The sequence below is a fragment of the Sphingomonas sp. genome (assembly GCF_041661825.1).
Classification (GTDB): Bacteria; Pseudomonadota; Alphaproteobacteria; order Sphingomonadales; family Sphingomonadaceae; genus Sphingomonas.
In genome coordinates, this window is the sequence record NZ_JBAZTU010000003.1 from 247,901 (window position 1) to 262,645 (window position 14,745).

16 protein-coding genes are annotated in these 14,745 nt (G+C 65.5%); 10 read left to right on the top strand and 6 right to left on the bottom strand.

The features are described 5' to 3' along the window. Positions 1 to 82: 82 nt before the first annotated feature. Complete coding sequence (locus tag WC729_RS14075; protein WP_372853783.1) at positions 83 to 739, top strand: EF-hand domain-containing protein; 657 nt, start codon at positions 83 to 85, stop codon at positions 737 to 739. A 15-nt stretch (positions 740 to 754) separates the two neighbouring features. Here WC729_RS14075 and WC729_RS14080 read toward each other — a convergent pair whose 3' ends face one another. Together WC729_RS14080 and WC729_RS14085 are read right to left on the bottom strand one after the other, a co-directional pair. Then, complete coding sequence (locus WC729_RS14080; protein WP_372853786.1) at positions 755 to 883, bottom strand: hypothetical protein; 129 nt, start codon at positions 881 to 883, stop codon at positions 755 to 757. A 164-nt stretch (positions 884 to 1,047) separates the two neighbouring features. Beyond that, on the bottom strand, positions 1,048 to 2,061 hold the full coding sequence (locus WC729_RS14085; protein ID WP_372853788.1) for a PA0069 family radical SAM protein: 1,014 nt from the start codon (positions 2,059 to 2,061) through the stop codon (positions 1,048 to 1,050). A 1-nt stretch (position 2,062) separates the two neighbouring features. Here WC729_RS14085 and WC729_RS14090 point away from each other — a divergent pair, with 1 nt between their 5' ends. From WC729_RS14090 to WC729_RS14100, 3 genes are all read left to right on the top strand, one after another. Continuing rightward, on the top strand, positions 2,063 to 2,194 hold the full coding sequence (locus WC729_RS14090; RefSeq protein WP_372853790.1) for a hypothetical protein: 132 nt from the start codon (positions 2,063 to 2,065) through the stop codon (positions 2,192 to 2,194). Positions 2,195 to 2,242: 48 nt separating this feature from the next. Then, a complete protein-coding gene (locus tag WC729_RS14095; protein ID WP_372853792.1) occupies positions 2,243 to 2,587 on the top strand; it encodes a VOC family protein in 345 nt (114 codons plus the stop codon). Between the two features lie 74 nt (positions 2,588 to 2,661). After that, the gene (locus WC729_RS14100) at positions 2,662 to 3,168 is read left to right on the top strand and encodes a YbjN domain-containing protein (protein ID WP_372853794.1); all 507 of its coding nucleotides are present in this window, start codon (positions 2,662 to 2,664) and stop codon (positions 3,166 to 3,168) included. A gap of 19 nt (positions 3,169 to 3,187) precedes the next feature. Here WC729_RS14100 and WC729_RS14105 read toward each other — a convergent pair whose 3' ends face one another. Beyond that, positions 3,188 to 4,138, bottom strand: coding sequence for a hypothetical protein (locus tag WC729_RS14105; protein ID WP_372853796.1), 951 nt, complete (start codon positions 4,136 to 4,138; stop codon positions 3,188 to 3,190). Positions 4,139 to 4,290: 152 nt separating this feature from the next. On the opposite strand from WC729_RS14105, the gene WC729_RS14110 reads away from it, so the two are divergent. Then, the gene (locus WC729_RS14110; protein WP_372853798.1) at positions 4,291 to 4,788 is read left to right on the top strand and encodes a YbjN domain-containing protein; all 498 of its coding nucleotides are present in this window, start codon (positions 4,291 to 4,293) and stop codon (positions 4,786 to 4,788) included. Positions 4,789 to 4,791: 3 nt separating this feature from the next. On the opposite strand, the gene moaB is transcribed toward WC729_RS14110, so the two are convergent. Genes moaB through WC729_RS14125 form a run of 3 tightly spaced genes read right to left on the bottom strand, consistent with a single transcriptional unit; the run spans position 4,792 to position 7,878 of the window. After that, entirely contained in the window at positions 4,792 to 5,319 is a 528-nt protein-coding gene (moaB, locus tag WC729_RS14115; RefSeq protein ID WP_372853800.1) for a molybdenum cofactor biosynthesis protein B, read from the bottom strand. Further along, positions 5,309 to 7,144 (bottom strand): lytic transglycosylase domain-containing protein, encoded by a 1,836-nt coding sequence (locus tag WC729_RS14120; RefSeq protein ID WP_372853802.1) that lies wholly within the window; start codon positions 7,142 to 7,144, stop codon positions 5,309 to 5,311. The genes moaB and WC729_RS14120 overlap by 11 nt, the downstream gene beginning before the upstream one ends. Next, entirely contained in the window at positions 7,102 to 7,878 is a 777-nt protein-coding gene (locus tag WC729_RS14125; protein WP_372853804.1) for a uracil-DNA glycosylase, read from the bottom strand. Before WC729_RS14125 ends, WC729_RS14120 begins: the two co-directional genes overlap by 43 nt. Positions 7,879 to 7,994: 116 nt before the next feature. Here WC729_RS14125 and WC729_RS14130 point away from each other — a divergent pair, with 116 nt between their 5' ends. The 5 genes from WC729_RS14130 to ilvD all read left to right on the top strand — a co-directional run bounded on the left by WC729_RS14130 (position 7,995) and on the right by ilvD (position 14,745). Next, positions 7,995 to 9,650: an electron transfer flavoprotein-ubiquinone oxidoreductase gene (locus WC729_RS14130; RefSeq protein ID WP_372853806.1), complete on the top strand. Its 1,656-nt coding sequence runs from the start codon at positions 7,995 to 7,997 to the stop codon at positions 9,648 to 9,650. A 19-nt stretch (positions 9,651 to 9,669) separates the two neighbouring features. Continuing rightward, positions 9,670 to 11,247, top strand: coding sequence for a tetratricopeptide repeat protein (locus WC729_RS14135; RefSeq protein WP_372853808.1), 1,578 nt, complete (start codon positions 9,670 to 9,672; stop codon positions 11,245 to 11,247). Beyond that, positions 11,244 to 12,071 carry a 4-(cytidine 5'-diphospho)-2-C-methyl-D-erythritol kinase gene (locus WC729_RS14140; protein WP_372853810.1) on the top strand — a complete coding sequence of 276 codons (828 nt, stop codon included), beginning with the start codon at positions 11,244 to 11,246 and terminating at the stop codon, positions 12,069 to 12,071. The genes WC729_RS14135 and WC729_RS14140 overlap by 4 nt, the downstream gene beginning before the upstream one ends. A 210-nt stretch (positions 12,072 to 12,281) precedes the next feature. Further along, positions 12,282 to 13,016, top strand: coding sequence for an N-formylglutamate amidohydrolase (locus tag WC729_RS14145; RefSeq protein WP_372853812.1), 735 nt, complete (start codon positions 12,282 to 12,284; stop codon positions 13,014 to 13,016). Between the two features lie 7 nt (positions 13,017 to 13,023). Beyond that, a complete protein-coding gene (gene ilvD, locus WC729_RS14150) occupies positions 13,024 to 14,745 on the top strand; it encodes a dihydroxy-acid dehydratase (RefSeq protein WP_372853814.1) in 1,722 nt (573 codons plus the stop codon).

Genomic DNA, 14,745 nt, shown 5'->3' on the forward strand with positions numbered 1-14,745 from the left:
CAGGCACGGTCCGCCTCATGGGGGCTTTCGCAGCGGCGGCGCGGCAGGTGAGGGGCCGCGTGGGCGGCTGTTCATCAGCCCGATGGGCGAGCCCTTTCGCGGTGAGCGCGGCGGCGGCGATCCGGCGGATACCTGGTTCCAGAACGCCGACACCGACCATGACGGCGCGTTGAGCCGGGCGGAATTCTCGAAGGATGCGTCGCGATTCTTCGCTGTGCTCGATCGCGGCCATGACGGCGAGATCGATCCCGACGACATCGACTATTATGAGACCGTGCTGGCTCCTGAAATCCGCGTCGGCGGTGGCGAGGGCGGCGGTCGCTTCGCAGGCGCAGGCGGCCGTGGCGGCGGCGGGCATAGGGGCGGCGGCGGTCGAGGCGGCGGTGGCCATCGTGGCGGTGGTGGCCCGGGTGGCGGTGGGCAAGGCCAGAGCGAAGGGCAGGGCGGCGCAACGCGCGTGACCTATGGCAAGCAGGGCGCGGCCCGGTTCAGCTATTTCGATTTCCCGGAGCCAGTGACGATCGCCGACACCAACTTCAACCGCGGCGTCGACCCGGCTGAATTCCAGCATGCGGCCGATGTCCGCTTCGCGCTGCTCGACAAGAATGGCGACGGGAAGATCGAGCGCAAGGAATTGCCGCGCATCTCGAGCGGCCCCGCCGGCGGGCGCGGGCGGCCAGGGGCGGTGCCAGTGGGGGGAGACGAGGCGCCGGCCGACCGGGCCGATGCTGCTCCGTGAGGCAAGGAGCCGGGATCAGGACGGGTTCTTGCGTCGCTCGCTCTTGCGGCGCTCGTCGCCGACGTAAAGCGGGTCCTGCTCGCGGCGGCGATCGCCGGTTCTTTTGTCGTTCGACGGACGATCGTTCGTGCTCGCCTTATCCATCAACCCCTCCCGTAAAGAGCCTGGCTGCAACAATAGAGGCGCCGATGGTTCGACGAAGAAGCGGCGCGGCGCAAGAAATGCCCCTGTCTTCGCGAACCATTCTGCCGTGCGAACAGCTAAGGCGATGTTAAAGCGCCGTATAAGCGGCCTTCACCATGTTCGCGTTAGCCGAACAGCTCGCCCTGACGACCGGGCGGAGGCCGAAACAAGTCGGTACGGAGCGGTTTCCATTCGCCGAGCAGGCCATTCTTGCGGCAGGCGATCTTGAAGCGAGTTCGGAGCAGTTCGGCCCAGGGGCCGCTGCCGCGCATCCTGGTGTGGAAGTTTGGATCATTGTCGCGCCCGCCGCGGATCGACTGGATCGTCGCCATGACCTTGCCGGCTCGATCGGGGAAATGCATGTCGAGCCAGGCCTTGAACAACGGCGCGACCTCAAAGGGCAATCGGACCGGGATGAAGGTGACGCCGTGCGCGCCCGCCTGTGCCGCGCGTTCGATCAGATGCTCCATCTCGTGATCGGTGATCGCGGGGATGACCGGGGCGATCGAGACATAGGTCGGGATGCCGGCATCGACGAGCTTGCGCACCGCGGCCAGTCGCCGCTCCGGTGCCGGGGCGCGGGGCTCGACGGTCATGGCGATGCGCGGATCGAGTGAGGTGATCGACACGGCGACTGCAGCCAGCCCCCTGGCCGCCATCGGGCTGAGCAGGTCGATGTCGCGGGTGACTCGGTCGGACTTGGTGGTGATGGTCAGCGGATGCCCGGTTTCCGAAAGCACTTCGATGCATTGCCGGGTGATGCGCCATTCCGCCTCGATCGGCTGATAAGGGTCAGTGTTGGTCCCGAACGCGATCGGCCGCACGACGTAACCGCGCTTGGCCAATTCGGCGCGAAGCAACATGGCGGCATCCGGCTTGGCGAATAGCCGGCTCTCGAAATCGAGCCCGGGCGACAGATCGTGGAACGCATGAGTCGGCCGCGCAAAGCAATAGATGCAGCCATGCTCGCAACCGCGATAGGGGTTGATCGAGCGATCGAAGCCGATGTCGGGCGAGGTGTTGCGGGTAATGATGGTGCGTGGGGTCTCGACCGTCACCGTGGTGCGCAGGGGCGGGGGCCCTTCGTCCAGCCATTCCCGATCGTCCAGCCAATCACCATCCGCCTCACGCTCGGGCAAGTTGAACCTGACGCTTTCCTGGTTCAGCGTCGCGCCACGGACGGCGCGGGATTTGGCGGGTGATTTTGGCCCGGAATTTGGCCCGGAATTTGGCCCGGAATTTGGCCCGGAATTTGGCATTGACTCGATCTAGTCGATCGGTGAGAACATAGCAAGAACACTGGATCCTTTGGGAGGCAATATGGCACGCTTCAACTATCTCGAGCTGCCGGTGCGCGATGTGCCGGTGACGAAGGCCTTCTATGCATCCGCCTTTGGCTGGACCTTCACCGATTTCGGACCCGACTATGCCGCGACGATGACGGGCGACACGGATATCGGCCTAAACGGCGACTCGTCGCAATCGACCGCGCAGCTGTTGCCGGTGATCGAGGTCGACGACCTTGAGGCGGCCGAAGCGGCGGTACAAGCGGCGGGCGGCACGATCACCTTGCCGATCTTCGCCTTCCCGGGCGGGCGGCGCTTCCACTTCCGTGATCCGGCGGGCCATGAACTCGCGGCGATGCAGCCCGACGCCCATGCGTAAAGGCGGGTGTGGCATGTCGCCGCAGGGCCTCTTATGACCTGATTCACGCCGATCTGGCTTGGGGGAACAGGAATATGCGGACTGGACTATTGGCGCTGGCGCTCGCGGCGATGACGACCCCTTCGGTGGCGATAGCGGCTGACCGGGTGGTGGACGTCAGCAGCGTGAAGGGGGTCGCTGCGCTCCTTCAGGAGGCGGGGTACAAGGCCGAAATCAAGAAGGCGGACGACGGCAGCAGCTATATCCAGAGCGGCGTCAACGGCGGCGATTTCCAGCTGACCTTTTACGGCTGCACGAACGACGCCGGGTGCGACTCGTTCGAATTCTACAGCTATTTCAAGAAAGAGCCCTTCTTCTCGAGCGATATGGCGAACGAGTGGAACGCGAAGAAGCGCTTCCTGAAGGTCGCCATCGACAGCGACGGGGACCTTGCGGAGTATCTCTACGTCTCAACTTTGGGCAACATGACCTACGAGAATTTCAAGGACTATATCGACTGGTACGCATCGATGGACGCGCAGCTTGGTGCCTTCATCAAGGAGAAGCGCGATGCGGCGGGCGGCAGCAAGCCGAAAACCTAGAGGTTCCTGAAGTCGCGCGCTAAAGAGCCACCCTGGTGCCGCTTTCTTCCGCGATAAAGGCAAGAAGCTCCTTTTCCAGCGGGTCGAGCGTCGTGTCGGCATCGATCTTGGCCTTGAGCCAAGCCCGCTCGTCTGGGGCGATGGCGCGATCAGCGGCTACTGCCTCGTCATGATGCTCCGGCGCTTCAGGCGCCGCGAACACGGCGCGCAAGCCGTCGGCAAAGCCAGCCCGGCTCATCCGGCTGAAGAAGCCGCCCACGTCGGAATGCGTGTCGTTCATCGACGCATCGAGCCTGACGGCCTGATCGCGTGCCAGGGGTCGATAATCGCTGTGCGCCATCAAGTGATTGCCGACCGCCTGGACGAACAGCTTTTGCCATTCGGGTGCGTTGGCGCCGGCCAGGGTTGCGTCCTTGATCCGGAACAGCATGTCGGCCTCAGCCCGGCTGACCGATGCCGGACCATCGCTCGCCTGCGCGAACAACAGGCGGCGCAGCAGGTTCACTTCGGCCGCGCTGATCGATCCCGCGTCGAGCGAGCCGCCGTCGCGAGTGGGCCCGGTGCCGGTCAGGACAATGAACTCGATCTGCTTCAGCGCGTAGATCTTCAGCGTCTCAGGCGCGTTGGTCGCATCCTCGAGGATCTTCACCAGCGCTTCCAGTTCGCCCAGCGAATCCACTTTTCCGTCCGAGTCGATCCTGCTCATCAGCCAGGCCGCCTTCGCATCGTCGACATAGCCCTCAGGCGCCTGCTGACGAACGACATAGGCGCTGATCGCCTCGACGAAGAAATCCACCCACTCGCGCGATGTATCCCTCACGCTGGTGTTCAGATCGAAGATCGCATCGGCCTCGGGCGCGTCGATCCAGCCATCGGGCCAGGCAATGCGACGGATCGCAAGCGTATCGTCGGCGTCGATGCTCGCCTTGGCCTTGAGCGCGGCGGAGAGATCTGAAATCGGCGCGGTCATGTAGGATGCCCCCTCACTGGATGTGCGGGGTGTAGCGGCGGAGATTTAATACTCGCTTACGGACGCTGGCTTCCGAGATTGACGAATGGCCCGGCTTGCGGTCTGCTGCCCTAGCCGTCGCACGTGGGGGCGGCGCGACCGGGGGAAAGACCATGCGTCGACTGATAGCGATATCCGCCCTGCTCTATGGAATGACCAGCGCCATCCAGGCGACAGCCCAGGATCGGCTGCTCGACCTGCGTCAGCCGCCGGTCGTCGTCACTGCACTCAAGGACGCTGGCTACAAGGCCGAGTTGAAGAAGAACGACAAGGGCGAGCCCTATATTCTCAGCAGCGCCAGCGGATCGGATTTCACGATCGAATTCTATGGCTGCACCGGGCAGGTCGATTGCGGATCCTACCAGTTTTCAAGCTGGTACAAGGCCGAACCGATCTTCACGATCGCGCTCGCCAATGAGTGGAACGTCACCAAGCGTTTCCTGAAGGTCGCCGTCGACAAGGAGGGCAACCTCAACGAATATATGGATTTTACCGCTACCGGAAAAACAACCCAGGCGAATTTTGCCGATATCGTCGACTGGTATCAGGTGATGGATGCCGAACTGGCGAAGTTCATTGCCGCGAAGAAAACGCCGACAGCGCAGAAATAGCGATTAGCGCTCCATCAGGCGCGGCATCAATTCGACGAAGTTGCAGGGCCGGTGGCGGCTGTCGAGCTGGTCCTTGAGGATGCCGTCCCACCCGTCCTTCACTGCGCCGGTCGATCCGGGCAGGGCGAAGATATAGGTGCCGCGCGTCACGCAGGCGCAGGCGCGCGACTGGACGGTCGAAGTGCCGATCGTCTGGTAGCTGAGCCAGCGGAACAGCTCGCCAAAGCCGGGGATCGGCTTGTCCTGGACTCGCTCGATCGCCTCGGGCGTCACATCGCGCCCGGTGACGCCGGTGCCGCCGGTGGTGATGACGCAATCGACTTGCGGATCGTCGATCCAGGCATGGAGCCGGCTGACGATCGCGCTGACGTCATCGGTGACGATCGCACGATCGGCGAGCACATGGCCCGCCGCGCTCAACCGCCCGACGAGCGTGTCGCCCGAGCGATCGTCGGCCAGGGTCCGGCTGTCGGAAATGGTGAGTACCGCGATCCTGACCGGCAGGAACGCGGCTTCCTCGTCAATTGGCACTGGCGACCGATGTCGGTACCGAAGCGGAGCTGAACGCGCCTGGATTCATCGCACTCGAGCTGAGCCGTACCGAGCTGGCGCCTGCCATGCCGGGGAAGCGCGGCCACAGGCCCTGCGACAAGGCGATGCGGCTCGGCGATGCCGTCTTGCCGGTCTGCCCCTCGTACATCCAGTAATTGCGCAGCACGGTAATGACATAGCCGCGCGTCTCCCAGAACGGGATGGATTCGATATAAAGCAGCGGATCGCCGCCATCGCGCGCCTGGGCGTTCCATGCCTCGACGGGTACCGGCCCGGCATTATAGGCAGCGATCACCTTGGGCAGCAGGCCGCCCGTACAAGGCTGGTCGCGCAGCTGCTCGAGATAGCTCTGGCCGACTTCCATATTGGTGCCGGGGTTGCTGAGCGCCGAGCGGTCGAAAGTGCGACCCTGCTTGCGGGCAATATCAGTGGCAGCGCCCGGGCGAACCTGCATCAGGCCATAGGCTCCGGCCGCGCTGACCACGTCAGTGCGGAAGCGCGATTCCTGGAGCGTGTGCGCAAAGACCAACGCCTTGTCGACCCGCCAGCCGCCATCGGGCGTCCAGTTGGGTGCCGGGAAGCGTGCCTCGACCGGCGGGGTCGAGCCGACCGGGCCATTGTGGGAGAGCCAGACCAGGGTCGAGGGCAGGTTGAGCGCCCCGGTCAGCCGGACGAGCGCCGGGAATTCGGACGTATCGCCGATCCGCGCCTGCTGGCGGATGACCTCGTCGGCCAGACTGTTCTCGCCGATTTCCACCAGCGCGGCCGCGACGCGGATATTGGGACGGCGCGCCAGCGACTGCCAATCATTGGCGAGCATCGTCTCGGCAGGATGACCGGCCGGATCGCGGATGCCGAGCGTCTGGCGGGCGAGCAGGCCGTAAAAGGTCTCGCGATATTGTGCGGCATTCTTCAGCCGGCCCTCGACCAGATCGGGGCGACCGCACTGCATGTCAGCGCGCGAGGCCCAGTAGAGGCCGGCCGCGCGAAGCTCGATATCGTTGGCGCGGGCCGCAACTTTGGTGAAGCCTTGTCCGGCGGCAGTGCAATCGCGTTGGCGCCATGCGGCGAGCGCCGCGACCCATTCGCCCTGCACGGCCCAGTCGCCGGTGCCGGCCGAAGCCTTGGTTGCCATGGTGCGGGCGTTGTTGTCGTCGCCTGCCAGGAAATACATCCAGGCGACCTTTTGCTGCCATTCGGTCAGCGCGTCGAGGGACAGGCCCTCCATCGATTCGAGCAGCGCCTGGGCCGAAACGCCGTCATCGGCCTTCACGAAGGGCTGCATGCGGATCGCGAGCTCGCCCGCGACCATGTCGCTCTTGATGCTCTTCGCGCGCAGCCGGGCAGGGGCACCATCGATCCAGGTGAGCCTGCGCGCTTCGGGCAGTGGCGGCAGGCCGACGGCGCCGCGCGAGCTGGCCAGCACCGCGATCTGTTGTGCCTGGGGAAGTTCCGGGGCCTCGCTCAGCAGCTTTACCAGCGGGTCGAGATCGGCCTTGGGCGAACCCTTGGCGGTGAGCAACTCGGCACGCGCGATGGCATGGAGCGGGCCCGGCTTCATCGAATCGAGCTGAATCTGTGCATCGAGCCATTTCTGGTCGCGGATGCTCTGGAACACGGCGCGGTAACCGGCGCGCTGCTCGGCATCGAGCTGCTCGGGCACGGCGCGGGCCGTGGCGGATCCGACACGCTGGGCATCGGCGGCATGCGCAACACCGAGCGGGGCCAGTGCAACGGCGCATGCCAGGATGAATTTCGAGGTCACTTTTCGAGGTTCCCGATCAGCATTTGCAGATCTTTCCATGCTTCGGCCTTGGCGGCCGGCCGCTCCAGCAGGAAGCGCGGGTGGAAACTCGCCACCGCCTGCGTCGCGACGTCATTTCCCCCCACTTGGTCCGTATCTGCCCCGGACCCTTTTCCGCCATTAAGGTTAATCACGTGTAAATTGCCGCGAACGCGCATGACATCCGCCCCGAGCAGCGCCCGGCTGGGGGCATTGCCCAGCAACAACAGCCGTTTGGGCGCGGCAAGTTTGACATGGTGGCGGGCGACCTCGTTCAGCCGCTCCTCGATCTCGGGGGCGATACGCCCGGCGACAGGGCGGCTTCCGCAGACCGGCACGAGATAGATCGAGGCGCGATCCCGCCCGATCGCGGCGAGCATGCGATCGAATAACCGGCCGGCAGGGCCGCTCATCAACATGCCCGATTCGCCATCCTCGCGTTCGGGAAGATCGATCAGCACCATGATATCGGATGCAGCGGAGCCCTGGGCCGCGATCGGTTCGCCGGGCCATCCAGCTTCGGGAGCGTCCGAACCCACGCGCCAGGCCTCGAACGCCGCCAGCGTATTGGGCAGCGGTGTCGCCGCCGTTGCTTCCGTTACGGCTTGCGCGCGGCGGGCCGGTTTGGGCGCCTCGACAGGAGCCAGCCAGTCGCGTGGCGCCTCGTCGATCGACGCATCGACGCCCGCGTCGCGCCACCAATCCAGTGCGCTCGCCGCTGCCGTCCGCCAATCGATATGCTGGTCCGCCCCCATGATGTTCCTATAGAGTCGAGTGTTGACGGCGCGGTCAATTCGCTGGCACCGCTGAATGGACAGGACGTTGCTGTGGCGCGACGAGAGCGCCCACTTCGTCCCTATTGGAGACGATGATGAGCGAACGCGAGTCCATGCCGTATGACGTCGTGATTGTCGGCGCCGGGCCTGCAGGCCTCTCCGCCGCGATCCGGCTGAAGCAATTGGCGGCTGAAAAGGGCGGTGAAATCTCGGTCTGCGTGCTCGAAAAGGGTTCGGAGGTCGGGGCGCATATCCTGTCCGGCGCGGTGGTCGACCCCAAGGGGCTCGATGAGCTGATCCCGGACTGGCGCGACAAGGGCTGTCCGATGGCCGAAGTGCCCGTGACTGACAACCAGCACTGGATTCTGACGAAAAAGAAGAAGATCGGCCTGCCGCATATCTTCACGCCGCCCTTCATGCACAACAAGGGCACCTATACCGGGTCGCTCGGCAATCTGTGCCGCTGGTTGGCGGGGCAGGCGGAAGAGCTCGGCGTAGAGATATTCCCGGGCTTTGCTGCCGCCGAGGTACTGTTCAACGAGGACGGATCGGTCAAGGGCGTGGCGACCGGTGACATGGGCGTGGCGCGTGACGGCACGCACAAGCCGGATTATACGCCGGGCCTCGAGCTGCACGCGAAATACACCTTCCTCGGCGAGGGCGTGCGCGGGCATCTGAGCAAGGAACTGATCCGCACTTTCGACCTGGCGAAGGACGCGCAACCGCAGGTGTACGGCCTGGGCATCAAGGAATTATGGGACATCAAGCCCGAGAACCATGTTCCCGGCCAGGTGATCCACACCCAGGGCTGGCCGCTGTCCGACGGCACCAGCGGGGGAGGTTTTTTCTATCATCAGGCGAACGGGCAGGTCGCGATCGGCTTCGTGACCTGGCTGAACTATACCAACCCCTATGTCTCGCCCTTCCAGGAGATGCAGCGCTGGAAGACCCATCCCGCGATCGCCGCGATGCTCGAGGGCGGCAAGCGCGTCTCCTATGGTGCGCGGGCGATCAGCGATGGCGGGCTGCAATCAGTGCCGAAACTGGTGTTCCCGGGCGGCGCGCTGATTGGGGATTCGGCCGGTTTCCTCAACGTGCCGCGGATCAAGGGCAGCCATACCGCGGTGAAGAGCGGCATCATGGCTGCGGACGCGGCCTATGACGCGATCCAGGCCGGCCGGTCGAGCGACGAGCTGACCGCTTATTCCGAGGCGTTCGAGCGGAGCTGGGTCAAGAAGGAGTTGTCGATCGTCCGCAACGTGGTGCCGCTGGTAAAAACCTTCGGCGATTTCCTTGGATCTGGCCTCTCGGGCATCGCCATGTGGCTTGAGTATCTCGGCATCAGGATGCCGTTCACGCTCAAGCACCACCCGGACAATGAGAGCCTGTGGCGCAAGGATCAGGTGCAGAAAATCGATTATCCGAAGCCAGACGGCGTGCTGACCTTCGACCGGCTTTCCTCGGTGTTCCTGTCGAACACCAACCATGAGGAGGACCAGCCAGTCCATCTGACCTTGAAGGACCCGACCATCCCGGTCGCGTATGATTTGCCGATGTATGACGAGCCGGCGCAGCGTTATTGCCCGGCAGGCGTTTACGAGATCGTGGGCGAAGAGACCGGCGATGCGAAGTTCGTGATCAACGCGCAGAATTGCGTCCACTGCAAGACGTGCGACATCAAGGACCCCACCCAGAACATCAATTGGGTGGTGCCGGAAGGCGGCGGAGGACCGAATTATCCGAACATGTGATCGACTGGGCATTGCGCTATTGGCGCTGACCGTCGCGACGCCGGCCTGGGCGGATCGCGGCGCGGACGATCTTGCTGCCTATGCCCGAGCCCGTGCCGCCGATGGCGACGGCCGGGTCGAGCAGGCGGCGGCGGGTTATGCCACGGCGCTGGCCGGTGCGCCGGGCAACCTCGCCATCGCGCGGCGGGCGTACCGCGAGGCGATGGAGGCGGGCGACGACGCGCTGGCTGACCGCGCGATCGTGACGCTGGATGCGGCGCGCGCGGCGCCGCCTGACGCGATCCTGTTCAGCTATGCCCGAGCGGTGCGCGCCGGGGACAAGGCGGCCGCCGCCTCGATCCTGACGCGGATCGGCGCCGGGCCGTTCGATTTTGTCGCAAACCTGCTCTCCGCCTGGGCAGTCTATGACGCCGGTGGCGATCCCATTGCAAAGCTCAGCGAAGGCAAGTCCAACCCGGTCGCGCGCCGCTACACCGCGGAGAACCGTGCGCTGCTGCTGATTGCGACTGGCAAGGTCGACGAGGGGGCGGTTGCGCTTCAGGCGCTGCTGGGCGCGGATCAGGCGAGCCTCGACCTGCGGATCAGTGCGGCTGAACTGTTCGCGGCCAAGGGCAGGTCGGATATCGCCAAGGCACTGCTGAGCGGCAACGACAGCGCAGTAGTCATCCTGCGCCGGACGATCGGCGACGGCGTGCCGCCGTCGAGCGCGTTCGGTGCCTCGCGGCTGTTTTCGCGGCTCGCCGCCGATCTTTCGGAGGGCGAGCCGACGCCGATCGTCGTCGCATTGGCGAGGGCCTCGCTGCGGCTCGACCCGGGCAACGATCGGGCGCGCATCCTGCTGGCCCAGGCGCTGTCGCGCGGCGGGGCGAGCGACCGTGCTTTGACCCTGCTTGGTCAGGTCGAGCCGTCCAGCCCGTTCCATGAGGCGGCGCTGCAAGCGCGGGTGGCGGTACTGAGCGGTGCGGGCGAAGGCACGGGTGCCCTGGCCGCGGCAACGACCCTGTCCAATCGCAAGGATGCCACCAGCACCGATGCGGCGCGAGTCGGCGACCTCCAGACCAGTGCCGGACGCTTCGATGACGCGGCGCGGGCCTATTCGCTGGCCATCAAGCGCGCGGGAGACAATCCGTCCTGGACCCTGTTCCTGCAGCTTGGCGGCGCGCTCGATCAGGCCGGGCGCTGGCCCGAAGCACGCAAGGCGTTGGAACGCGCCGTCGAGATGGCGCCCGACGAAGCGGTCGCGCTCAACTATCTGGGCTATGCGCGGCTTGAGCATGGCGAAGATCCCGCCGCCTCGATCGCGCTGTTGGAGAAGGCGAATTCCCTACAGCCGGGCGATGCATCGATCATCGATTCGCTCGCCTGGGCGTATTTCCAGCGTGGCGACACGCGCAGGGCGGTACCGATGCTCGAGCTGGCCGCGCGGGGACAGCCGGCCAATGCGGAGATCAACGAGCATCTCGGCGACGCCTATTGGTCGCTCGGGCGCCGGTACGAAGCGCGCTATGCTTGGCAGGCGGCCGCGATCGTCGCGGATACGGAGGACAGTAGCCGGATCGCCGCCAAGATCGCCAACGGGATGCGCGCAAAACCGTGATCGTCGAACAGGCTCCGGCCAAGATCAATCTGGCGCTGCACGTCCGCGCGCGGCGGGACGACGGCTATCATGAAATCGAAACGCTGTTCGCCTTCCTGCAGGATGGCGATGAGGTGCGGCTGGCGGACGGCCCGCCCTCTTTCACCGTCGAAGGGCCCTTTGCCGGCGCGCTGGCGGGGGAGGGCGACAATCTCGTCACGCGCGCTGCCTACGCCTATGCCACCGCCTTTGCCGGGCCGGCCGACGGGGCGTTTACGCTGGTGAAGCGGCTCCCAGTGGCGTCCGGCATTGGTGGCGGATCGGCGGACGCGGCGGCGGCCCTGCGCGCGCTGGCGCGGCGGGATGGTATACTGCTTGACGATCCGCGGCTGTTCGCCATTGCCGAAGGGCTTGGCTCGGACGTTCCCGCCTGCCTGCTCGGCCGCAGCGCGCTGGGGCGGGGCAGGGGCGAGCAGCTCGAGCCGGTGGACGGTCTGGTGGGCACGCCGGTGCTGCTGGTCAATCCGGGTGTCGCAGTCTCGACCGGACCGGTCTTTGCCGCCTGGGACGGCAGGGATCGCGGCGCGATCGGCGACGGCTCCCTGCTTGGTCGCGCCATTCTCGGCCGCAACGATCTCGAAGCGCCCGCCCGGCGGATCGCGCCGGCGATCGGCGACGCGCTGACGCTGCTGATCGACAGCGACGGCACGCGCCTGGTGCGGATGTCGGGCTCGGGCGCCACCTGCTTCGCCTTGTACAAACGGCCCGAGGACCGCGCAGCTGCGGCTCGTGCCATACGCGCCGCCCGCCCAGGCTGGTGGTGTCTCGAATCAGCACTCGCGTGACGGTTTCTGCCCCGAAATGATACGTTTTCTCACCGACACACGCCGAGTCTCACGGCAATCCGCCATTGGCACTGCTCTTGCTGGTCGAGGATCGAACGGGTCCGTCGCTCCAGGCGGTGCGCCCGCTGATGATCCCCGGCCCCCCCGGGCGTCATCCCCCCAAGGCGGCGGCGGGTGCGAACTCGTCGCCGTTTTGCGTGAGGCAGGCCGATGAGCGCGCCCGTCATCCTGCCCGGCGCACCCGGCGCCATCCTCCTGATCTGCGACCATGCCTCGAACCTGGTGCCCGAAGGCGTGGATCTCGGTATCGATGCCGCCTTGTTCGACAAGCATATCGCGATCGATATCGGTGCCGCACCGCTGACCGAAGCGCTGGCCGCGCGGTTGGAAGCGCCCGCGATCCTCGCGACGGTCTCGCGGCTGGTGATCGACCTGCACCGCCAGCCCGACCATGCCTCCCTGATCCCCGCCACGAGTGACGGGCATACGATCCAGGGCAATGTCGGTGTCGACCGGGTCGATCGGGTCGCACGCTTCCACGCGCCCTATCACCGCGCGCTGGCCACGCTGATCAGGGCGAAGCGACCAACCCTGCTCGCTTCGATCCACAGTTTCACGCCCGAGTTGGAAAGCGGCGGGGCAGGCGCGCGACCGTGGCACGCCGGTATCCTGTACAATCGCGATCGCCGGGCAGCGGATCTCGCCGTGGCGATGTTGCGCGCCGCCGGGATCGAGACGGGCGATAACGAGCCCTATTCCGGACGGGTGCTCAACGCGACGCTCAACCGGCACGGCGAGGCGAACGGCATCCCGAGTCTCGCGATCGAAATCCGCAACGATCTGATCCGCGATGCGGCAGGCGTGGCGCGCTGGACTGACATTCTCGGGCCTATTCTGATAAAAATCAGCAATAGTCTTGCGCGAAAGGCCCCTCTGGCGACATAGGCGCCGCATGACTCACCAGTTCGACAAATCCAAGCTCCCCAGCCGGCACGTCTCGGTCGGGCCCGAGCGCGCTCCGCACCGCAGCTATTATTATGCGATGGGCATATCCGAGGAGGATATCGCCAAGCCGTTCGTGGCGCTTGCCAGCGCGGGCAACGACAGCGCGCCGTGCAACACCACGCTCGACGCGCAGGCCGATGCGGCGCGCGCCGGCGTGATCCAGGGCGGCGGCATGCCGCGGCGGTTCAACACCATCACCGTCACCGATGGCATTGCGATGGGCCATCAGGGCATGAAGTCCTCGTTGGTCAGCCGCGAAGTGATCGCCGATTCCGTCGAGCTCAGCGTGCGCGGCCATTGCTACGACGCACTGGTCGGCTTTGCCGGCTGCGACAAATCGCTGCCCGGCATGATGATGGCGATGCTCCGTCTCAATGTGCCGAGCATCTTCGTTTATGGCGGGTCGATCCTGCCCGGCCGTTATCACGACCGGGACGTCACCGTGGTCGACGTGTTCGAGGCGGTCGGTCAGCATGCCGCCGGCAATTGCCCGCTCAAGGACCTGACCGAGCTGGAAAAGGTCGCCTGTCCGGGGCACGGCGCGTGCGGCGGTCAGTATACCGCCAACACCATGGCATGCGTTGGCGAGGCGATCGGCCTGTCGCTGCCCAATTCGAACATGGTGCCGGCGCCATACACGACGCGCGAGCAGATCGCGGTCGCGGCCGGTGCCCAGGTGATGGAATTGCTCGCCGCCAATATCCGTCCGCGCGACATCTGCACGCGCGAGGCGTTCATCAATGCGGCGCGGATCGTCGCGGCGACCGGTGGGTCGACCAACGGCGCGCTGCATCTGCCCGCCATGGCGCATGAGGCGGGCATCGATTTCGACCTGTTCGACGTCGCGGAGATATTCAAATCAACGCCTTACATCGCTGACCTGAAACCCGGCGGTAAGTATGTCGCCAAGGACATGTACGAGGCCGGTGGCGTCTACATGCTGATGAAGACGATGCTCGCCAATGGCCTGTTGTTCGGCGATTGCCTGACGGTCACGGGCAAGACGCTTGGCGAGAATATCGATCGGGTGACGTGGAATCCCGACCAGAAGGTCATCTACGACGTGAAGACCCCGATCAGCCCGACCGGCGGCGTGGTTGGCCTGCGCGGCAGCCTGGCGCCCAATGGCGCGATCGTGAAGGTCGCGGGTATGCACCGGCTGCAGTTCAGCGGTCCTGCACGGGTGTTCGATTGCGAGGAGGATACGTTCGCGGCGGTCGAGGCGCGCGAGATCAACGAGGGTGAGGTCATCGTCATCCGTTATGAGGGCCCCAAGGGCGGCCCCGGCATGCGCGAGATGCTCTCCACCACCGCTGCGCTTTACGGCCTCGGCCTCGGTGAGAAGGTGGCGCTGATCACTGACGGGCGCTTCTCCGGCGCGACGCGCGGTTTCTGCATCGGTCATGTCGGGCCGGAGGCGGCCGATGGCGGCCCGATCGCTTTGGTCGAGAATGGCGACACCATCAGCATCGATGCCGAAGCGGGCACGATCGACCTCGATGTGGCCGAAGACGTGCTTGCCGAGCGCCGCGCTAAATGGGTGCCGCGTGCGCATGACTATCAATCCGGCGCGCTCTGGCGCTATGCGGCCAATGTCGGGCCTGCCTATAAGGGCGCGGTCACGCACCCTGGAGCAAGCGCCGAAACCCATGTCTACGCGGATATCTAG